This is a genomic window from Listeria immobilis (assembly GCF_014322765.1).
In the GTDB taxonomy this organism is placed as follows: Bacteria; Bacillota; Bacilli; order Lactobacillales; family Listeriaceae; genus Listeria; species Listeria immobilis.
On the sequence record NZ_JAASTZ010000013.1, the window covers coordinates 51,206 to 71,033 of the forward strand.

At 35.3% G+C, this 19,828-nt stretch carries 25 protein-coding genes and 1 riboswitch; of the genes, 5 read left to right on the top strand and 20 right to left on the bottom strand.

All coding sequences use genetic code 11. The annotated features are described in order from the left end of the window. Positions 1-14: 14 nt before the first annotated feature. The 15 genes from HCJ50_RS10715 to HCJ50_RS10785 form a co-directional block, all read right to left on the bottom strand. Positions 15-848, bottom strand: coding sequence for a MetQ/NlpA family ABC transporter substrate-binding protein (locus tag HCJ50_RS10715; RefSeq protein WP_185345513.1), 834 nt, complete (start codon positions 846-848; stop codon positions 15-17). A 63-nt stretch (positions 849-911) separates the two neighbouring features. Then, a complete protein-coding gene (locus HCJ50_RS10720) occupies positions 912-1,586 on the bottom strand; it encodes a methionine ABC transporter permease (protein WP_185345516.1) in 675 nt (224 codons plus the stop codon). Next, positions 1,583-2,605: a methionine ABC transporter ATP-binding protein gene (locus HCJ50_RS10725; protein ID WP_185345519.1), complete on the bottom strand. Its 1,023-nt coding sequence runs from the start codon at positions 2,603-2,605 to the stop codon at positions 1,583-1,585. The genes HCJ50_RS10720 and HCJ50_RS10725 overlap by 4 nt, the downstream gene beginning before the upstream one ends. 89 nt (positions 2,606-2,694) lie before the next feature. Next, positions 2,695-2,813: riboswitch (SAM riboswitch) on the bottom strand. A gap of 107 nt (positions 2,814-2,920) precedes the next feature. Next, complete coding sequence (locus tag HCJ50_RS10730) at positions 2,921-3,109, bottom strand: hypothetical protein (protein WP_185345522.1); 189 nt, start codon at positions 3,107-3,109, stop codon at positions 2,921-2,923. Between the two features lie 78 nt (positions 3,110-3,187). Continuing rightward, complete coding sequence (locus HCJ50_RS10735) at positions 3,188-4,330, bottom strand: sensor histidine kinase (protein ID WP_185345525.1); 1,143 nt, start codon at positions 4,328-4,330, stop codon at positions 3,188-3,190. Next, on the bottom strand, positions 4,320-5,015 hold the full coding sequence (gene cesR / locus HCJ50_RS10740; protein WP_185345528.1) for a response regulator CesR: 696 nt from the start codon (positions 5,013-5,015) through the stop codon (positions 4,320-4,322). Before cesR ends, HCJ50_RS10735 begins: the two co-directional genes overlap by 11 nt. Positions 5,016-5,091: 76 nt before the next feature. Next, on the bottom strand, positions 5,092-5,967 hold the full coding sequence (locus tag HCJ50_RS10745) for a cation diffusion facilitator family transporter (protein WP_185345531.1): 876 nt from the start codon (positions 5,965-5,967) through the stop codon (positions 5,092-5,094). Between the two features lie 192 nt (positions 5,968-6,159). Beyond that, the gene (locus tag HCJ50_RS10750; RefSeq protein ID WP_185345814.1) at positions 6,160-6,468 is read right to left on the bottom strand and encodes a thioredoxin family protein; all 309 of its coding nucleotides are present in this window, start codon (positions 6,466-6,468) and stop codon (positions 6,160-6,162) included. A gap of 60 nt (positions 6,469-6,528) precedes the next feature. Continuing rightward, complete coding sequence (gcvH, locus tag HCJ50_RS10755; protein ID WP_185345534.1) at positions 6,529-6,906, bottom strand: glycine cleavage system protein GcvH; 378 nt, start codon at positions 6,904-6,906, stop codon at positions 6,529-6,531. A gap of 39 nt (positions 6,907-6,945) precedes the next feature. Further along, the gene (locus HCJ50_RS10760; RefSeq protein ID WP_185345537.1) at positions 6,946-7,299 is read right to left on the bottom strand and encodes an arsenate reductase family protein; all 354 of its coding nucleotides are present in this window, start codon (positions 7,297-7,299) and stop codon (positions 6,946-6,948) included. Between the two features lie 156 nt (positions 7,300-7,455). Beyond that, complete coding sequence (gene rodA, locus HCJ50_RS10765) at positions 7,456-8,631, bottom strand: rod shape-determining protein RodA (protein WP_185345539.1); 1,176 nt, start codon at positions 8,629-8,631, stop codon at positions 7,456-7,458. Positions 8,632-8,705: 74 nt separating this feature from the next. Further along, positions 8,706-9,875, bottom strand: coding sequence for a rod shape-determining protein RodA (rodA, locus tag HCJ50_RS10770; protein WP_185345542.1), 1,170 nt, complete (start codon positions 9,873-9,875; stop codon positions 8,706-8,708). 143 nt (positions 9,876-10,018) lie between these two features. Next, positions 10,019-10,810, bottom strand: coding sequence for an ABC transporter ATP-binding protein (locus tag HCJ50_RS10775; protein WP_185345545.1), 792 nt, complete (start codon positions 10,808-10,810; stop codon positions 10,019-10,021). Next, positions 10,807-11,817, bottom strand: a complete 1,011-nt coding sequence (locus HCJ50_RS10780; RefSeq protein WP_185345548.1) for a FecCD family ABC transporter permease — start codon at positions 11,815-11,817, stop codon at positions 10,807-10,809. Before HCJ50_RS10780 ends, HCJ50_RS10775 begins: the two co-directional genes overlap by 4 nt. Then, entirely contained in the window at positions 11,818-12,789 is a 972-nt protein-coding gene (locus tag HCJ50_RS10785) for an ABC transporter substrate-binding protein (protein WP_185345551.1), read from the bottom strand. It abuts the gene before it with no gap. Between the two features lie 154 nt (positions 12,790-12,943). On the opposite strand from HCJ50_RS10785, the gene HCJ50_RS10790 reads away from it, so the two are divergent. Next, positions 12,944-13,108, top strand: coding sequence for a hypothetical protein (locus HCJ50_RS10790; RefSeq protein WP_185345554.1), 165 nt, complete (start codon positions 12,944-12,946; stop codon positions 13,106-13,108). A gap of 132 nt (positions 13,109-13,240) precedes the next feature. Beyond that, on the top strand, positions 13,241-13,999 hold the full coding sequence (locus HCJ50_RS10795) for an alpha/beta hydrolase (RefSeq protein ID WP_185345557.1): 759 nt from the start codon (positions 13,241-13,243) through the stop codon (positions 13,997-13,999). A 39-nt stretch (positions 14,000-14,038) separates the two neighbouring features. Here the strand turns inward: HCJ50_RS10795 and HCJ50_RS10800 are convergent, their stop codons facing one another. Beyond that, positions 14,039-15,442, bottom strand: a complete 1,404-nt coding sequence (locus HCJ50_RS10800) for a glutamate decarboxylase (protein ID WP_185345561.1) — start codon at positions 15,440-15,442, stop codon at positions 14,039-14,041. 126 nt (positions 15,443-15,568) lie between these two features. Between HCJ50_RS10800 and HCJ50_RS10805 the strand changes: the two genes are divergently transcribed. Then, a complete protein-coding gene (locus HCJ50_RS10805; RefSeq protein ID WP_185345563.1) occupies positions 15,569-15,877 on the top strand; it encodes an SdpI family protein in 309 nt (102 codons plus the stop codon). 60 nt (positions 15,878-15,937) lie between these two features. Here the strand turns inward: HCJ50_RS10805 and licT are convergent, their stop codons facing one another. Further along, positions 15,938-16,792, bottom strand: a complete 855-nt coding sequence (gene licT / locus HCJ50_RS10810) for a BglG family transcription antiterminator LicT (protein WP_185345565.1) — start codon at positions 16,790-16,792, stop codon at positions 15,938-15,940. A 266-nt stretch (positions 16,793-17,058) separates the two neighbouring features. On the opposite strand from licT, the gene HCJ50_RS10815 reads away from it, so the two are divergent. Then, a complete protein-coding gene (locus tag HCJ50_RS10815; protein ID WP_185345567.1) occupies positions 17,059-17,469 on the top strand; it encodes a VOC family protein in 411 nt (136 codons plus the stop codon). A 20-nt stretch (positions 17,470-17,489) separates the two neighbouring features. On the opposite strand, the gene HCJ50_RS10820 is transcribed toward HCJ50_RS10815, so the two are convergent. Continuing rightward, positions 17,490-17,999: a ClbS/DfsB family four-helix bundle protein gene (locus HCJ50_RS10820; protein WP_185345569.1), complete on the bottom strand. Its 510-nt coding sequence runs from the start codon at positions 17,997-17,999 to the stop codon at positions 17,490-17,492. A 122-nt stretch (positions 18,000-18,121) separates the two neighbouring features. On the opposite strand from HCJ50_RS10820, the gene HCJ50_RS10825 reads away from it, so the two are divergent. Further along, a complete protein-coding gene (locus tag HCJ50_RS10825; protein WP_185345571.1) occupies positions 18,122-18,463 on the top strand; it encodes a YxeA family protein in 342 nt (113 codons plus the stop codon). A 31-nt stretch (positions 18,464-18,494) separates the two neighbouring features. On the opposite strand, the gene HCJ50_RS10830 is transcribed toward HCJ50_RS10825, so the two are convergent. Further along, entirely contained in the window at positions 18,495-18,878 is a 384-nt protein-coding gene (locus tag HCJ50_RS10830; protein ID WP_185345573.1) for a GyrI-like domain-containing protein, read from the bottom strand. A 53-nt stretch (positions 18,879-18,931) separates the two neighbouring features. Next, a complete protein-coding gene (locus HCJ50_RS10835) occupies positions 18,932-19,828 on the bottom strand; it encodes a helix-turn-helix transcriptional regulator (protein ID WP_185345575.1) in 897 nt (298 codons plus the stop codon).

A 19,828-nucleotide genomic window follows, 5' to 3' on the forward strand; every position in this document is an offset into this window, starting at 1 on the left:
GATTTTTTTATTGTTTACTTATCAACTGGAACTACTGCGCCGTCCCATTCTTTTGTAATATAGTCTTGAATTTCTTTAGAGTGAAGCACAGTCACTAATTCTTTAACATTTTTATCATCTTTATTCTCCTCTGTTGTAACAACAATATTAGCATATGGAGAGTCTTTGCTTTCAATCGCAATGGCGTCTTTGGAAGGATTTAAGCCTTGATCAACTACAAAGTTAGAATTAATCGCAACAACATCGCCTTCTTCGTTATTGTAAGCAGTCATTAAATAAGCTGGATCAAAATCATATTTGAATTTCAAATTTTTAGGGTTGTCTTTAATATCATCAAAAGTTGCATCTTGCGCTTTAACACCATCTTTTAAAGTTAATAGCCCATTATCTACAAAAATACCAATAACACGTGGCCAATCTGATTTTGAATTAGAAAGTAATACTTGTGCGCCATCTTTTAAATCTTTAATATCTTTTACTTTTTTGGAGTAGATTCCCATTGGTTCGATATGGATTGCACCAACATCAGCAAATTTATATCCTTTTTCCTTTTCTTCTAGTTCAAGGTAAGGTTTATGTTGGAAATAGTTGGCATCCAAGTCGCCCTCTTCAAGTGCTTTATTAGGCATAACATAATCTGTATACTTTACAATCTTCAAATTAATTCCTTTGTCTTTCAAAATTGGTTTTGCTTGTTCCAAAATTTGAGCATGTGGCGTGTTTGAGGCACCTACTACCAATTCCTTATCATCTGTTTTACTGGATGATGCTTTATCAGATGAGCTACCACAAGCTGTAAGTACTAAAATTAAACTTAATGTAAAAATAAATCCAAGAACCTTTTTCATGAAAATCTCTCCTTTTTTGCGGGGATTCCGCGTTTTTTATATAAATTGCTTCATATACTTAGGTTAGCGTTTGTCGGTTCGTTTGGTTAAAAAGTCGCCGATAAACTGAAAAATAAAGACTATAATCAAAATAATAATGGTTGCTAAAACTGTTACATCTGGTTGCCCTCGTTGGAATCCTTCCAGATATGCGGTATTTCCAAGTCCACCTGCACCAATGACACCTGCCATCGCTGTGAAACCTACTAAAGAAATGGCTGTAACTGTAATACCAGAAATTATCGCTGGTAAAGCTTCCGGGATAAGCACTTTTCCAATTATGGTGAACATATTAGCACCCATTGATTTTGCCGCTTCAATAACTCCTTTGTCTACTTCACGAAAAGCAATTTCCACCATCCGACCATAAAAAGGAGCAGCCGAGATAATTAACGCTGGTAAAGCGGCTTTCGGTCCAATAACTGTACCAACTAGCGATTTTGTCATTGGGAGAAGTAGGACAATTAAAATAATAAACGGAATGGAACGGAAAACGTTGACTAGTATTGCTGTTATCCAGTAAAGAATACGGGCACCAGTATGTTTTTTATTATTTGTTAAAAATAGTAACAATCCTAACACAATTCCTAATAAAAATACTGCAAATAGTGAAGTAAGTGTCATATATAATGTTTCTTGTGTCGCTACCCACATCATTTGAAAATCAACATTTGGGAATAATTCTTGTAATTTCGTCATCGCTCTAACACTTCCGTTTCTACATTAAGTTGACGTAGCTGTGTTAGACTCGCATTAATCGCTTCTTTCTCACCTAGTATCTGTACATAAAGCGTTCCATAAGCGCCGTTTTGTGTTTGTGTTAAATTACCATGGAGGACATTTAGCATAACATCATTATCTTTCGCAACTTGAGAAATCACAGGTTGGGTCGCATTTTCGCTCATAAATAACAATTTAACTATTTCACCTTCTGCATAGTTTTCAAGTAGCAGATGAATTAATTCTTCCGTTTCATCTGAATCAGTTACTTGACGAACAAAGCGTTGGGTTACTTTTTCTTTTGGATGACGGAAAACATCTAATACTTCTCCAAGTTCAACAACTTTTCCGTTTTCCATCACGGCTACACGATTACATATTTTTCGAATAACATGCATTTCATGGGTGATAACAATGATTGTAAGGTTTAGGCGTTTGTTAATATCTAATAAAAGTTCTAAAACTTCATCTGTTGTTTGTGGATCTAGTGCGGAGGTTGCTTCATCACATAATAGCACTTTGGGGTTATTAGCAAGCGCTCTAGCAATTCCTACCCGTTGCTTTTGCCCACCACTTAGTTCAGCTGGATAAGCATTTTCTTTTCCTTCTAACCCAACTAACCGAATTAATTCATTAACGCGAAAACGTCTTTTTTCACCGCGTACGCCAGCAATTTCTAACGGAAAGGCAATGTTTTCAGCAACAGTACGTGACCATAATAAATTAAAATGTTGAAAAATCATTCCAATTTGTTGCCGAGCTTTTCGAAGTTTTCCACCACGGATCTGACTAATTAGTAAGTTATCCACCTCTACTGACCCTTCAGTTGGTAGCTCTAATCCGTTGAACATTCTTATCAACGTACTTTTTCCAGCCCCTGAATAGCCTACTACACCAAATATTTCTCCTTGTTCAATTTCTAAATCGACATTATCGACTGCTCTGACTTTATTATTTCTTGATGTATATTCTTTTACAACGTGCTGTAATGTTATCATCTCTATCACCTTTTCTACATTTCTGGTATACAAAAAGCCTTTCTGCTGATGAGCAGAAAGGCAGCATTTTTTCAAATGGACTAACTTCCTTCTCATCTTTCAGAACAATTAACTGTTCTGCATGATTTAGCACCTTAAACACAAAATGAACTATTGTTTAGGTTGCTGGGTTTCACAGGGCATTTCCCTCCACCACTCTGGATAAGATTTCTACATATAATTATATCACTTCATTTATGACTATCGTGACATTTCTTGTTTTTTCATATTACCTTTTCCACTCTACTTTGTCAATAAATTTTTACTAATAGCTTATTAATTGTAATTTAATTCACTAATTATAACGGTATTTCTTTGATCATCTATACTAGTTAATTGTGAGGCAATTTTAACTTGTGCTCTATTTTGAGAATTAATTTCACCCTTATTTATTTGGGCTAAATAAACAAAAATCACAACGACTGTAATACAAGCAACAACAATTAAGACAAAATGCTTTTTCATTTGTTCACCCTCCGTAATTTATATTCTACTGAATGAATATAAACCATGAGGAAAGAAAAATTTAAGAATTATTAAAGATTAACTGAGTGGTAATTTAACGATAAAACTAGTTTTCCGATGTTTGCTCTCAGCAGTAACAAGTCCACCATGTTTTTCAACAATTGATTTGGCGATAGCAAGCCCCAAGCCAGTTCCAGTCGTTGTCCTATTTTTATCAGCTTTATAAAATCGCTCAAATAAATATGGTAAATCAATTTCTGAAATTTCTTGTCCGTAATTCGTTACTTTTACAACAGCCATATTTCCTTCTTGTTTTGCGCTTACGTCGATTTGCTTATTTCCTTCTCCGTACCGAAGCGCATTCGAAAACAGATTTTCAAATAAACGCATGATTTGATTGCCATCACCGCTAATAATTAACTTTTTGGCATCAAAATGCTCTACGATTTTCATATTTCGTTCCGTTGCTTGTCCATCATATTCGGCAACTAGCTGACTTAATAATTCAATAACGTCTAATTCATCTTTTTTTAATTGATACTCAACGCTATCAAGTCTTGTATAAGAAAATAAGTCATCAATCAGCTTATGCAGATGTCGCGCCTTACCGTAAACCAGCTCCGTGTAATAACGCAATTCCACTTCATCACGATAACGATCTTCATGAATATAACTTAAGTACCCCAAAATTGAAGTCAGTGGTGTCCTAAGATCATGCGAAACATTCGTAATTAAATCATTTCTAGCTTGTTGCGCCTGCTCTTCTTGTTTCATTAATTTATTTTGTCGTTCTCGCATGTTTTCGATATTTCGCTCTAATTCTTGAATTTCAGGAACAAAACTCTCTGTATCCACTGGTTTTCCATCGTTTAGCGCAAAATTAATTGTTCGCAATTGCTTTTTCAAAAGTTTTTGCCGCATGTAACGATAGAAAAAGGAGAAAAATAAGCAAGTAATCAAGAAAATAATAAAATAATTGATTAATAATACCCAAATGGAATCCATCACACGAACATATTTATTAGGTCCAAATAAACTGACAATCGCTCGAGTAACTTCTTTTAAAAATAAAGAATCATCTCTAATGGAGATAGCCCATAAATATATAGTTCGTACCGTAATCATGCCTAAAACCCATGAAATAACAGCGAAAAAAGTTGCTTGCCAAATATTCATCACATGGCTAATTTTAGTAAACAACATTTCAAGTTTATATTTCAACTTTGTATCCTACTCCCCAAATAGTCTTAATCACATTTTCCCCGCCCATAGCATCTCGTAATTTATCACGCAAATTGCTAATATGGACCATAACCGTTTTACTTGCTCCAAGCGCTTTTTCTTGCCAAATTTTTTCGAAAATATATTCGGAACTAAATACTCGCCCTGGTTCACTTGCAAGCAAAAATAAAATATCAAATTCCGAAGTTGTTAAATGTAGTTCTTTTCCACTAACTGTCACCACATGAAGCGCACGATCAACAATGATTGGCCCAATGATAACTTTATCTTGACTAATCGGCTCTACTTGACTCATTTGTTGCATTCGCCTTAAAATTGCTTTGACACGAACAGAAAGCTCTAATGGATTAAACGGCTTCACCATGTAATCATCTGCACCAGTTAAAAGCCCCATTATCTTATCATTATCTTCCGCCTTCGCACTAAGCATCAAAATGGGTGTCAAAATACCTTCACTTCGCATTAAACGGCATACTTCTAAGCCATCCATTTCCGGCATCATAATATCTAATATAACTAAAGTAGGTTGCTTATCTTGCACAAGACGCCAAACCTCTGCTCCATCATATGCTTGGTAAATCGTATATCCTTCATTTTGCAAATATAATTTCACTAAATCCACAATTTCTTTATCATCATCCGCAATTAAAATAGAAGTTGTCATACTTAATTTTCCTTTCCATTCTCTGTTTCTCCCTATTGTAGCACTTTTGAAACAAATCGAATAGAAAGAGCTTGTTTTAATTTTCTGTAAGGACTCGCTCTTCTTCTGGCTCTAAGTGAATGAGAACTTCCGCTTTCGCATAAAAATCCATTATTTCTGCTTCAATCTCGTCACATAGCGAATGAGCGCTTTCGATTGTCATGGAAGAAGAGACCACTAAATGAAAATCAATGTACTCTTCCGCTCCTGCACGTCTTGAGCGAAAATCATGAAACTCAATAAATTTATTTTTATGTGTCAAAATAATTTGCTTAATTGCCGCTTCTTCTTCCGTTGATAAACGTTTATCCATTAGCGGTGGGAAAGATTCTTTCAGTAATTTAAAAGCTTCAAACATAATATAAAAAGCGGTTAAAATAGCAATAACAGGATCAATCCACAGCCAACCGGTTATGTATACTAAAAATAAACTAAGCGCAATACCTAGTGAGGTAAAAACATCTGTATATAAATGGAGCGCATTCGATTTCATCGCTACAGAATTCGCTTCATCGGCAGCTTTTTTGATAATTCGGGATACGACAATATTAACGAGCGCGCCAAAAAGCATTACCATTATGCCAAGCGCTGGAAAACGTATTTCATGTGGATTTACAAGTTTATTTACGGATTCAATAATAATCCAAATACCCGCAACAAAAATAAGTAATGTTTCGATTGTCCCAGCAATATTTTCAGCTTTCCCATGCCCATATGGATGCTCTTCATCAGCAGGTTGATTGGAAATCCGAATGGAAAAGAAAGTAATGACCGACGCAAATAAATCCATCGATGAGTGAATCCCTTCCGAAATCACTGCGACAGACCCTGTAAAAAAGCCTACAATAAGTTTAAGTACAACTATAATAAAATTACTACAAACGGATAAAATAGTAAGATTAGAATGATTCATCCAAACAGCCTCCGATATGTTATGTTTCACTAAAAATCTCTCTTTATAAAACACAAATTTAACAACTCGAATTATCTTACCACGTTCAGTCAAATTGTGTCTATAGCAATGTTTTTAGCTAAATACATTTCTATATCTGAAGCGAAACTTTTTTGCTTTAAGGCAAATTATTAAACAGAAAAAACTCCTGTATTACTCATCATACAGGAATTCAAAAACAGCTGTTATATCATGCAATTGATAACTTACATCTTTAGGTATTCCAGCTTTAAACTTCACTAGAGCAGGAACAGATGTAATCTCTAACTTCTGAGCAATTTCTGGCACATAGTTTAAATCTACTTTGGCAATCGTTGTATCAATACTATCAGCGGTTTGAGTCATGTCCACCAAACGACTAGCCATCTGGCAACTTCCGCACATAGGTGTAAAAAAGAATATGACAAAATCCGCCTTATTTTTTTGCGCTAATTGTAATGTTTCTTTTCCCCAAATTTCCAGAGAAAACACCCCCTATAAAAAAAGGCCAGTTCGGTTATCCCAAGCCGGCCCTCGTATAAATCAATCTAATGTTTTTTCGTAATCTTCACTTGATAAAAGCGCATCTATATCTGCCGCTTCTACTTCTGCTAATTTTAAAATCCAACCAGTATCATACGGGTTACTATTGATTAATTCTGGTTCATCTTCTAGAGTTTCATTCACAGCAACCACTTTTCCGCTAACCGGCGCATAGAAATCTGATACAGTCTTAACGGATTCAATGCTACCAATTGAATCACCTTTTGCGACAGTATCCCCAACTTCTGGTAATTCAACAAAAACAATATCCCCTAATTGATCTTGTGCAAAATCAGTAATCCCGATAAGGTAACTACCATCTTCCGCTTTCACCCATTCATGCTCTTCTGTATACAATAAATCTTTTGGTAAACTCATTTTCCAAACTCCTCCTTCTATTACGATTATCTATTGTGACTATTTCCAAGTTGCTTCAAATTCAGGTTCGTTAAATCCAAGTGTTACTACTTTACCATTTGTTGTTAACGGACGCTTAATTAGCATTCCATCTGAGGCAAGTATTTCATAAGCTTCTTTAAGTGACATCGTATCAATTTTATCTTTTAATCCTAATTCACGATATTTAATTCCACTTGTATTAAAGAAACGACGGATTGGAAGCCCGCTAAGTTCATGCCATGCTTGTAATTCTTCTGCACTTGGTGTTTCTGTTTTAATATCCATCTCGGTAAATTCAATTTGCTCATTCTCAAGCCATGCCTTTGCTTTTTTGCAAGTACTACATTTTGGATACCAATAAAAATTAATCATTTTGCCTCTCCCTTCGATTGCATTCTAATACTATCATAGTGCATTTTTTATGAAAGTACAAACAGCAACACTTAGAAAAAAATAGTCTGTTTGAAAGCGGATACATTTCAAGTTTTAAAAAATACAAAAGCCTGATTCGACTTTTGTATTTAAGTTTTAGGAGACACGATTTTCTTCTTTTACTTCAAACATCGACTTTTTATAATTAAACCTTATTCCTAGCACTAGTCCGACCGCCATCATGTTTCCAAGCAGCGCACTACCACCATAACTAATAAATGGTAATGGAATCCCTGTTATTGGTAGTAAGCCAATATTCATTCCAACGTTTTCAAGTACATGGAACATTAACATCATAACTACACCTGTGCAAATATAAGAATAAAAAGGAATACCAATATCTAATGCCACACGAATGATTTGATAAATTAATAAGAAATAAATTGCAAGCAGAATACTCGCTCCAATAAAGCCATAATCGCCGGCTACAATCGTAAAGATAAAGTCATTGTGGTTTTCTGGAATGGCAATGGCATCATAACCTGGCCCATTTCCAGAAATTTGTCCAGAACCAATTGCGGTCAGCGCACGAAGCACCTGATATCCGCCACCTTGAGGATCATTCTCCGGATTAATCCAAGTAGTAATCCGTTCAAATTGATATGGTTTAAATCCAAGACTTGTTAACCAATTTTGATGATAAATAACCATCCAAATGAGCGTTGTCCCAATCGCAGCAATGGATCCAAACAGCGGAACAATAATTTTCCAACTAATCCCAGAAATAAGTATCATGCCAGACATAATAGCAATAAACACCAAGGCTGTACCCAAGTCTGGTTGCAACATAATTAAAATTAATGGAAAGAGCGTAAATAAACCAATTTTGACTAACAACCATGTATCATAGCTAAGTCGATGAATTTTATATGCTCGATTATGATCCCAAATCACTTTTGCTAAGACGATAATTAAAATAACTTTTACTACCTCAGATGGCTGGATATTTCCTAAAAACGGAATAACAATCCAACTTTTTGCGCCTTTTACTTCTTTACCGAAAAACAAAACAAAAACAAGCATAAAAAGACCAAGCCCATAAAAATAATAGGCCCATTTCATTAGTCGGTCATAATCTAATTGCATCACGACAATAATTGCAAATGTCGAAACGACAAACCACATGCCTTGTTTTACAACAAAGTTTGCATCATATTGGTCATTTGTTAATTGCGCGCTGTAAATGGACACTAAACTGATTATCATAAGTAACATCATGGATAAAACAATCCCATAATCAATACGTCCAGCTAATTTATTTTGTTGATTCATTGTTAAATTACTCCTTACTGGTTGGTTTGTATAAATTTAAGTAACACTTTCTCCCAAACAGTTAAAAAAGAAAATCAAACTTGATTTCCTTTTCCTAAGTTAACTTCTGGAGCGTTGTACCTCGCTGACAACACGAGTCCAAGTGCCATAAATGCGCCCAGAAGAGAGCTTCCCCCATAACTGACAAAAAGTAGTGGAATACCGGTAATTGGCAGTAAACCAATGGTCATTCCGATATTTTCTAAAACATGAAATAAAATCATCGAACAAACACCCGTACAAATATAAGAATAAAACGGAATATTAATATCTAGTGCTACTCGAATTATTTGGTAAATCAGTAAAAAGTATAACATAATTAATAGACAGCCACCAACAAAACCAAAGTTCCCACCAATAATCGAAAAAATAAAATCATTATGGTTTTCTGGAATTGCAATAGCTTGATTACCTATTCCGTTGCCTTGTAGCTGACCAGAACCAATCGCCTGCATTGACCGAAGAAGCTGCATCCCGTCACCAAGTGGATCTTCTTCTGGACGTAACCAAGAAGTAATTCGTTTAAATTGATATGGTTCAAATCCTAATTTTTGTAAAATTGCCTGATTATATAAAACTAAATAAATTAAAGTTGCACCTATTACTGTAATAAAACTAAACAAAGGGACTAAAATTTTCCATGTGACACCACTGATAAATACCATACCGATAATAATTGCAATAAATACTAAAATTGTCCCTAGGTCTGGTTGAAGCGCAACTAGACCTAGCGGAATAATTGAAATAACTCCTACTTTTAGAAGCAATTGAATATCCAATTTTACCGTATGCAGCTGGTATTTTTTATTATGATCCCAAATTACTTTTGCAAGGGCGAGAATTAAAAAACTTTTCATTAACTCTGACGGCTGCAAACTTCCTAACGAGCCAATACTAATCCAACTTTTGGAACCTTTTCGTTCGTCACCAACTATTAATACAAGAATCAGTAGCAAATTCCCTAAACCATATAAATAATACGCTGCCCACTGAAGTTTATCATAATCAAAAAAAAGTACGATAACCACGACTACTCCTGTAGAAATAACAATCCAAATAGACTGCTGTAGCAAGAAATTATTTGTATACTGATCATTCACAAGTCCAGCAACATATATCGCCACAAGCCCAATAATGCAAAGTAACATCATTAAGAAAATAATTGCATAATCTACTCGAACTGCCTTTTTTCTATTCCTAGCCATTTTATTCCGTCCTTTTACATTTAGATTTTCAAATAGAAAAAAGCCGCTATTCTTAAAAAGAGCAACAGCCTTCATCTATTATAATAAAGTTTATCAAGGATAGAAAGCTTTTTCACTAAATTCTAATCTTCTTTCTGTTTTCTTTAATATTCAAACCTCGTTGAAGCAAGCGGATAAATGTGTTGCTTACCGTCTTTTTCAGTAATATCTGCGGTAATATGAAAAACATTCCGAAGTAAATCTACCGTGAACACTTCTTTTGGGGTTCCATTTTTTACTAACTGACCATTTTCGCAAACAAAAACATAATCACTATATATTGCCGCTTGATTTAAATCATGCAACACTAACACTATTGTTAAATTATACGTTTTATTTAAATGAACTAGTAAATCTAACAGTTCTAATTGATGTGCGATGTCAAGATAGGTCGTTGGTTCATCTAGTAATAAAATGGGTGTTTTTTGAGCTAATGCCATCGCAAGCCAAGCCCGTTGCCGTTCACCACCAGACAATGAATGGAGCGGTCTATATGCCAAACTTTCAAGATTACACACTTTTATTGCCCACTGAATGACTTCCTCGTCCTCTTCTTGTAAGGTCGATATCCAGCTTCGATATGGCAAACGACCATACGCAACTAAATCATGGACAATCACGTCGACTAAACCTTCCGGAGCCTGTGCCAGCATAGTCATCTTTTTCGCAAGTTCTTTAGCCGAAATATCCGTCATGTTTTTATTCCCCAACAAAATTTCGCCACTATCTGGTGTCAACAATCGCATCATTAAGCGTAACATAGTTGATTTACCGGAACCATTTGGCCCAATAAGCGTCGTAATTTTACCTTCTGGAATAGTTACATTTATATTCGACATTTGAAAATCTCTTTTGCGCGAGAAGGAAATATTTTTTAATTCTAACGCTGATTTCATGAAGCAACCCTCCCACGTTGAAGTAAGAATAAGAAGAACGGGGCACCAATCATCGCCAGTAAAATCCCCACTGGAAGCTCAATCGAACCAAACCAGCTTCTCGCTGCCGTATCTGCAAAACCAACTAACAAAGCGCCACCCAGTGCAGAAAGTGGAAGCAAATATTTATAATCATTCCCAATAATTAATCGGAAAATATGTGGTACAACAAGACCAACAAAACCAATCAAACCTGCAACACTCACCGCAATTCCGCTTAGAAAAGCTGCCAACATAATAATGAAAAATCGGTGTCGCTCTACTGAAAATCCAAGTAATTTTGCCGCATCATCACCAAGAAGTAACACATTAGAAGAACGAATCGCAAAACCACTTAAAATAAAACCAATTAACATATAGGGCCAAATTAAGTCTAAGTGATACCAACTTTTCCCTGAAAGTGTTCCTGTCATCCAAGAAATAACACTTTGAACCCGGTTACTATAAAGTACCATTACACCCGAAGTCATTGCGCCAATAAAAGCATTAATCGCAACCCCTGACAAAATAACTCGAAGTGGGGAAACGCCTCGGTCCCACGCTAATAAATAAATTAAAATAGCTGTCCCAAATGCACCTATAAACGCCCCTAGTGGAACAAAAGCAGCCATCGTTGGAAAGACAAGTGTCATCACAATAGCGACAAAACCACCACCGGCTGAGACCCCAATCACTCCAGGGTCAGCTAATGGATTTCGCATCACACCTTGTAGCAAGCACCCAGCAATCGCAAGTGCAGCCCCTACTAAGAAAGCAATTAATAATCTTGGTAAGCGTAAATTCCATATCAGTTGATTAGCGAGGTCGTTACCTCCACCTGTCAACGCTTGCCAAGCATCACTGTATGTAACTTTCACTGATCCCGTGGTAAGTCCGTAAAAAAAAGTCAATATGAGTAAAATAATTACTACCACAAAAGTTATCCGTCTACGTTTGCGCCGCGGATCATGCGCTTTTACAGTTGTCATCTAGTTATCCACCTTATTTATTTCGTTTGCCATATAATCTAATGCTTCATCAATCTTTATTCCCGGATTCGTCCCAAAAAGCTCTGCTGGAAGAACAACAATATGATCATTTTTTACAGCACTTGTAGAATTCCAAGCTTCATTTTGTTTCATTTCTTTTTTAAATGCAGCCTCTGTTTCTTTCTCATCTCCACCATGAATCATTAAGAAAATCACTTCTGGATCAGCAGCAACAATTTTTTCAACATTTATAGAAGCATATTGTGGAAAATTTTCAACACCTTTAAAATCTTTAGCTACATTTTCTCCACCAGCTATTTCTAGTATATCACCACTTAAAGAAGATGGTAAGGCAGCATAATTACTTCCTGGTGCCCCTAAAACTAATAACGAACGGACTTTTTTTGCTTTTTGTTGCTCTTTTATTTTTGTCACTTTATTATCGATGTCAGTTTGTAATTCTTTAGCCTTTTCTTCTTTGCCTAAAAGTTTTCCAAGCACGGCCGTTTGTTTTTTAATTTCATCAATCGAATTTGCTCCTGTTAAAACTACTTTTGGACCAACGCCTTCCATTGCTGGTACATCTTTCAAATTCTGCTCAGAGCTTGCAACAATGGTATCCGCACCTAGAGAAGCAATTTTTTCTAAATTCAAGTCATGCGTATTTCCAACTTCTGTCGCATCCTTCGCCCCCTCTGGAACACCACTTGCGTCTGTTGTTTGGCGACCAACCACAGTTCCACCAAGTGCATCTATAATATTCATATCCGCATTTGTTAGCGCGATAATTCTTTCTGGATTTTTTTCAAAAGAAACTTCACGACCCGACATATCTGTAAGTTCCAGTGCCGCCTGAGTCTGTTTTTCTTTCGCTACCGTTTCATTTTCCGAGCCATTTGTAGTATCATTTCCGCATGAAGCGAGTAATAATGCGGTCGCAATGCTTAAAACAACTATAGTTAATTTCTTCATAATTCCCCTCCACAACACTATCCCTTTTATTTTACTAAATTATACCACGATATTCAAAAAGCCGGGACCCTAAATGAGAATTATTTTCATTTATAAGCAATTAGTCGATATTATTCTTATTATACTTTATAATTAACATAAGGAGGCGATGAAAATGACTGATAATCTTTTTCCAAATCTAGCGCATGAAAATTGCAAAGAAACGATGCCCCCAGTCACAACAGAACAATTTAAAGAAGCTGCTATCTTGGAAAAGAATCGAAAGCTTGATGAGATTTTAAGAATAGTTGATAAAAAGAATCCTAGTAACAAAAAATAACAGGAGCCTGTTTGCGCAGGTTCCTCTTTTAGTTATTAATTCCGAGTTAACTCATATGATAAGTTATATTTATTTTATTTGCTTAAAAAATCATGTATACTAGAAAAAAAGACACGTTAGGAGGCCGCTATATTGGCTATTTTAGAACTAAATTTCAAATCGGAATGCTTGGCTATGCAAACTAGCGTAACAGTGATTTTACCTGAAACAGAGGCACTTTATCATCGTTCCATTCCTAAATATAAAACTTTATATATTCTTCATGGGTTATCAAACAATCATACTACTTATACTCGAAATACTAATATTGAACGTTATGCGACCGAAAAAGGACTTGCCGTTATTATGCCGGCAGCTGATCATAGTTTTTACTCTAACATGGTACATGGCCGTAATTATTTTGAATTTGTTAGTAAGGAACTTCCGCAAGTAATGCAAAACTGGTTTCCTCTCTCGGAAAATAAAGAAGATACATTTATCGCGGGGCATTCGATGGGTGGTTACGGGGCATTCAAGGTCGCACTCACTTTTCCTGAAAAATTCCAAGCTGCCGCAAGTATGTCAGGCGTCATGGATATTAACTACATTATTAAAGAAGACTGCTTTGATAACTTTAGTACTAGAGCGATTACAGGAGAAATGACCAGTCAAACAGGCACCGAAAATGATTTATTTTATTTATTAGAGAAAAATCTAATCAATCAAGTCCAACTGCCACTTCTATTTCAAAATTGCGGGACAGAAGATTTCCTTTATCAAGATAATATTCGCTTTCGTGATTTCGCTCTTTCCAAAAATGCACCACTTGAATATCGAGAAGGTCCAGGTGAACACAACTGGGATTTCTGGGATAAAAGTATCAAAGAAATTATCGATTGGTTGCCTTTATAAAGAAAAAAGACTTGGAAAAAAAACCAAGTCTTCATTTTTTTAGTGCGTAAAACCATATGAATCATTTCGCCCTTTATCATGATAAAGTACTCTAGCTTTTTCTAGGTTATGCAATGCCTCGTGAAAATCCGCTGCAAATTCTTCCGCAACATTATAACCTAAATCCGCGCGACAAACAAAACGCTGAATAATTGTATCACTCAAATCAGCTGGAAGTGGATACGCCGGAACTTGCCACCCCTTCATCAAAAGTTGATCTGCCAAATCATAGAGAGTCCATTCTACATCAAGTCCCTCTTTTATTTTATAACAAACAATTGGCAAATTAGAGCCATCATTAATTAACTCAAAGTAACCACTTTTTTCTACCGCTTTGGCAAGATAGCTTGCTGTTTTTTTCGTTTTTTCGTGAATTTCACGATAACCATCATAACCAAACCGTAAAAAGTTATAATATTGCCCAATAATCTGACTAGCACTTCTGGAAAAATTAATTGCCATTGTTGGCATGGATCCGCCTAAATAGCTTACTTCGAAAATCAATTCTTTTGGTAAATATTCCTTATCTTTCCATAATATCCAACCAACGCCAGGATATACTAAGCCATATTTATGACCAGATGTATTTATCGAAACGACATTTTTTAATCGAAAATCCCATGGTAACTCTGGATTTACAAAAGGAGTAAACATCGCACCACTTGCGCCATCCACATGAATTACTAATTGATGTTCATTGACTTTATTGTACTCCTCCACTTTTTCATCTAATAGTGCAATATCATCAAATTTACCAGTATAAGTAATGCCCAGAATTCCAACTACGCCAATCGTATAATCATCTACCAATTCAAATACGCGATCTACATCAAGGCTTAAATGTTCTTTATCCATTGGTACAACACGCATATCAATATCCCAATATACGCAAAATTTTTCCCAACAAACTTGATAGCCTGAAGAAATAATCAAATTCGGACGCTTTGCTTGAATATCTAGTCCTCGTTTCTCAGCTTCTTTCCGCCATCTAAATTTCATCGCCAAACCACCGAGCATGCACGCCTCCGATGATCCAACAGTAGACGTCCCTAAGTAAGACATTTCTTTAGGAGCATTCCATAAATCAGCTAAAATATTCACACAACGGTTCTCAAGTTCTGCTGTTTGCGGATATTCCGACTTATCAATAGCATTTTTTTCCAGCGTTTCCGCCATAAGCAACTGTGCTTCTTCTTCCATATATGTTTGGCAAAAAGTAGCTAAATTTTGCCTAGCATTGCCCTCATCTAGCAATTGATCTTTTACGAGTTGATAAGCAATTCTTGGTTCCATTGGCTCTTTTCTTAAGACATATTTTGGAATGCTAGTACTTTCTTCCTCGGAACCAAAGAGTGGAATTCGATAACTTTCATGTTTTCGTTTGTCGTTTTCGCTATAAAGCATCTTTTTTCCTCCTTCAATATAATCTAACTGTATCATTTGACCAATACCCATTAAATATTATACCCAAACCGTTCAATTTTTCACAAATTTTTGTTATACTACAAAGATATCCAAGAGGAGGTTATTATGTTTGATTTAATTTTCCCCATATTACTTATTATTCTTGGCATTATTTACCGCGTTCATCTACCACAAAATAGAGATAGCCGTTTTAGTTATCGTACAAAAGCATCCCTTAAGAACGCAACCAATTGGCAAAAAGCGCATCGCTTACTCGGCTTTTACTGGATATTAACGGGATGTTTATTACTTGTTTTTTCACTTATCCTCGCGTTTATTCCAATGTATGCATTTGTGCGCAGCTCTATATTACTAGCTACAAGTATTTTTGCCGTTTTACTTTCGATTATTTTAGTAGAAAAAAAGCTAAAATAAAAAAGCACAACCAGTTGGCAGTGCTTTTCTGTAATCCATTACATACCTTATCAAAAAAAATTAATCTTCTTTTGTTATCGTGTTGCGCTCTGTTACTCGATAAATATGGATGGTGAGATAGACTTGTTCATCTCTAGTTAACTCAGTATGATGCGTATTAATTAAATATGCATCAATTTTTTTCGTACAATCAAATGCTTCGGGATATTTCATTTGTACTTGTTCGTATAAAAAATCATCCCCAGAGTCAACAATCTCTTTTCGTAGTAACCGTTGTGCAAAATACTGTAGATGTGTAATAAAACGAGTATAATTCAGCGACGTTTCATCTAAAACCATACCATAATGATATGTAACAATACTTAGAATGTCTTGAACTATTTGTGTCATCGCAACAGTCATATGCATTTGTTGCCCATCTTGTCTAGCGTTCACAATATGAAGTGCAATAAAACCTGCTTCATCTTCATCTAGCTTAATTCCGATTTCTTTTTCAATAAACTCTAACGCCTTCATGCCGACTAAGTACTCTGCGTGATAAAATCGTTTTATTTCCCATAATAGTGCGTTTTTCAAATTAATACCTTGATTATAGCGGGATACTGCAAAATTAATATGATCTGTTAACGTTAAATAAATATTATCACTTAAATCTGTTTCCAATGTTTCTTGCGCATACTGGACAACATCATCCGCCACGCGCAAATGTTTTAGCGGGATTTCACTTAGCAATTCTGACAGCTTCTCCGATAGTTCGTGCGTTTCCATAATGAATGTCTTTTCAATCTTGGATGCGTCTACTTCATCTCCAACTTTCTTTTGAAAAGCAAGACCGCGACCCATCGCTACAGACTCTTTGCCATTTTTACCCTCGGCGATTACAACATTGTTATTTAGGATTTTTTTAATAATCATGCATCTTCACCTCTCTCAAAAGAAAAAACCCAAACTAATTCTAATGCTATCGAATTCAAAATAGCACTTGAATTAGTTTAGGTTTTGCCTGCCTTGGCAGTAACAATCCTATACATTTCTCTAACATTATAGTACAAAAAGAAACCGATTACAAGTAGTTTTTTGATATTCAATTTAGCATTACTTTTTATCTTCCCTATTTTACTCCATTTTATTCATTGACATATAATTTATATCGTGCTATTTTTGGCTGGAGGTGATAAATTATGGTTACACGCTCGGAACAAATTTTTGTTAACTTGCCTGTAAAAGATTTACAAGCATCCATCGCTTTTTTCACGAAACTTGGTTATGAGTTTAATCCTAAATTTACTGATGAAAATGCTACTCAAATGATTATTGGGAAAAATATTTCTGCCATGTTACTGAAAGAAGATTTCTTCCAGACTTTCCATAAAAATGCACTCGCAGATACAACTAAAGTACGCGAAGTTCTCATCACAATAACACTCGAAAGCCGTGAAGCTGTTGATGAATTAGTAGATTTAGCTTTAAGCCTCGGCGCAGAGATAGCTGCTGAACCTCAAGAATATGAATATATGTATAGTAAAAGTTTTCTCGATTTAGACAAACACCTATGGGAAATTCTCTATTTCAACGAAGACGCATTTGAATAAAACAAAGCTGCTGGAATCAATTAAATTCCAGCAGCTTTTTTAAATTTCTTGATTTTTTTAATAGCCCAATCGTAATGACTAGATGTACTAGAAATAAAATAGGCACCTAGCGAAGTAGTACTTGTCCATTTAAAGTATTTTTTTGTAAATAATTCTTCATTTGAATGTCCTTCAATTATATCCATTTCTATTTTATGCGTTTCATCTAGTAATTTCCGTGCTTCTGCTAAAGAGGTCGTTTGGTACTTTTCCCAAATAGCCCTATTTAGTTCAGGTGTGGTTTTCCACGTATAACCTTCTGCTGGAGTGATTGGTTTTCCGCCTGACATCCCAACTTTGTACCACTCAAGCATCATCTTGTGCCATTCGTGTAAATGTATAATGACATCCCGAATGTTCTTGTCCCTATCTTCAAACGGAAATGGTTGCATTTGTTTTTCTACTGGAATGGCATCAATTAAATCATTTAGCTTTTTGTAATTTTCCGCACTTAACTTTATTAATTCCCCTTTATTCGTCGGTCTCGCCATAATAATCTTACTCCTTCCCAACAATTATGTAAGTTTTTTTACTATTTTTGTTACTTTATAAGCAGGATTTTCACTATTTTTACCTATAAAATAAACGTAAGAACTTAGAAAAGGATGATTCGATGAAGAAACTATTTATAGGTATAATTAGTTTACTCATACTTGGAGGCATTGGCATAACTGTTTTTTACTATTGCTACGATAAAACAGCAGTAGCCGAGCAATATTATGTAAAAATCACTAAGGATGGTGAAAATAATGGGCAAAAAGGCTTTGCTTATTCTTACAGACTGCCCGGATATGATAAAGATGGCCACGGAGAAAAAATGAGTTTCACAGCAGATAAAAACTTACGTAAAGATGCCTACTTAAGAGTCTATTATAAAAAATTAAAGGGAGTCACTACATTTGAAGAAATAACACTTAAGCAAATCCCCCAAAAAGCTGCTAAAAAACTCAATTAATAACTAGTCCCCTCGGTTTTCCGTGGGGATTTTAAATTGCAATATACACTTCAATCTTACCATTTTTATGATACCATTCAAAATCAGTATTATAAGTTCTAGCCAACTCACTATCACGGCTCCAAATTTCTCGCCATGCCTGTTCTACCCCTTTTGGATTAGTTGTATCTACTGGAAAAACAAGATACTCTCCTGCTTCAATAATAGAAGTTATTTCTTGTTCCCAATCAGTGGTTCCTACAAGCAAATCGTAATCACCCATATAGTCACTAGCATAATTACTATACACTGCAAAAATATCTCCTGCTGGTTGCTCTACCATCACCTCACCCCAAAGCCTTGCAATTGGAGCAAAATCAGCATTATTAGTCCGAATTTTCTTCCCATAAATTATTTTGTTTTCTGGCAAGTTCATTATTTACCACCTCTTTAACTAGATAATAGCAAACAAACCCTGACAACATAATGTCAACTATTCAAATTAAAATAAAGTTTTTCCACTTCTTTTTTATATGCTGCTTTTAACGATTCTGGTTCGATAACTTTTACAGAACTAGTAAACATCAGTAAAAAAGGAATCATATTTTTACTTTTATCATATTCAAACTGAACACGAACAAGATCAGATTGAATATTCATTTCTTCTAATAAAAAATAATCGAGCAATTTACCCAGTTGATTTTTAGGAAATTCTAATATAACTTTACTTGTTGCATGAACATCTGACTCTATTTTGTTTAATACCTCTATATCTCTATTAAGTTGCTTTAACGTAATAATTCTTGTTAATTTAAAACTCCGAGTTGCTGCTCTTTTATGACAGTATGCTTCCAAATACCAACTGCCATCCATTAAATTTAGCTTTTGTGGAGAAATTCGTCGTTTCGTTTCCGTCCCATTCATCGCAATATAGGTAATTTCTAACTGTTTGTTTGTTGTAAAAGCTTTTTGGATATGTGCTATTTTTCGTTTCACCTCTGCCTCAATTTGCTGCCGATGCTGTGTTGCAGAATCAAAGAAAAGATGATTGCTAGTTGGCTTTTCTGTTTGTAATAATGCAATTTTCTCTTGTAAAATTTCCTGACTTTCACTCAAAATATATCCAGAACGAGCTTGAAGCGCTTCTAATAAAATTTGTTTTTCTAGTTCAGAAAAAGTAAATGTTGATAATTTATAAGAATCTAGCATTGTAAATCCGCCGTTTTTCCCAGGTAACGCAACGACTGGAAATCCTGCATAAAGAAGTGTATCCATATCACGATAAATAGTTCGCACACTAACCTCAAACTTTTCAGCTAGCTCACTTGCAACTACTTTTCGTTCTAATATTAATATTAGTATTGCTAAAATCCGCTCTAATTTCAC

Coding starts and splice junctions, on each gene's coding strand:
- HCJ50_RS10715 (WP_185345513.1), bottom strand. CDS start 848: ATGAAAAAGGTTCTTGGATTTATTTTTACATTAAGTTTAATTTTAGTA.
- HCJ50_RS10720 (WP_185345516.1), bottom strand. CDS start 1,586: ATGACGAAATTACAAGAATTATTCCCAAATGTTGATTTTCAAATGATG.
- HCJ50_RS10725 (WP_185345519.1), bottom strand. CDS start 2,605: ATGATAACATTACAGCACGTTGTAAAAGAATATACATCAAGAAATAAT.
- HCJ50_RS10730 (WP_185345522.1), bottom strand. CDS start 3,109: ATGAAAAAGCATTTTGTCTTAATTGTTGTTGCTTGTATTACAGTCGTT.
- cesR (WP_185345528.1), bottom strand. CDS start 5,015: ATGACAACTTCTATTTTAATTGCGGATGATGATAAAGAAATTGTGGAT.
- HCJ50_RS10745 (WP_185345531.1), bottom strand. CDS start 5,967: ATGAATCATTCTAATCTTACTATTTTATCCGTTTGTAGTAATTTTATT.
- gcvH (WP_185345534.1), bottom strand. CDS start 6,906: ATGAGTTTACCAAAAGATTTATTGTATACAGAAGAGCATGAATGGGTG.
- HCJ50_RS10760 (WP_185345537.1), bottom strand. CDS start 7,299: ATGATTAATTTTTATTGGTATCCAAAATGTAGTACTTGCAAAAAAGCA.
- rodA (WP_185345539.1), bottom strand. CDS start 8,631: ATGAATCAACAAAATAAATTAGCTGGACGTATTGATTATGGGATTGTT.
- rodA (WP_185345542.1), bottom strand. CDS start 9,875: ATGGCTAGGAATAGAAAAAAGGCAGTTCGAGTAGATTATGCAATTATT.
- HCJ50_RS10775 (WP_185345545.1), bottom strand. CDS start 10,810: ATGAAATCAGCGTTAGAATTAAAAAATATTTCCTTCTCGCGCAAAAGA.
- HCJ50_RS10780 (WP_185345548.1), bottom strand. CDS start 11,817: ATGACAACTGTAAAAGCGCATGATCCGCGGCGCAAACGTAGACGGATA.
- HCJ50_RS10785 (WP_185345551.1), bottom strand. CDS start 12,789: ATGAAGAAATTAACTATAGTTGTTTTAAGCATTGCGACCGCATTATTA.
- HCJ50_RS10790 (WP_185345554.1), top strand. CDS start 12,944: ATGACTGATAATCTTTTTCCAAATCTAGCGCATGAAAATTGCAAAGAA.
- HCJ50_RS10800 (WP_185345561.1), bottom strand. CDS start 15,442: ATGCTTTATAGCGAAAACGACAAACGAAAACATGAAAGTTATCGAATT.
- HCJ50_RS10805 (WP_185345563.1), top strand. CDS start 15,569: ATGTTTGATTTAATTTTCCCCATATTACTTATTATTCTTGGCATTATT.
- licT (WP_185345565.1), bottom strand. CDS start 16,792: ATGATTATTAAAAAAATCCTAAATAACAATGTTGTAATCGCCGAGGGT.
- HCJ50_RS10815 (WP_185345567.1), top strand. CDS start 17,059: ATGGTTACACGCTCGGAACAAATTTTTGTTAACTTGCCTGTAAAAGAT.
- HCJ50_RS10820 (WP_185345569.1), bottom strand. CDS start 17,999: ATGGCGAGACCGACGAATAAAGGGGAATTAATAAAGTTAAGTGCGGAA.
- HCJ50_RS10825 (WP_185345571.1), top strand. CDS start 18,122: ATGAAGAAACTATTTATAGGTATAATTAGTTTACTCATACTTGGAGGC.
- HCJ50_RS10830 (WP_185345573.1), bottom strand. CDS start 18,878: ATGAACTTGCCAGAAAACAAAATAATTTATGGGAAGAAAATTCGGACT.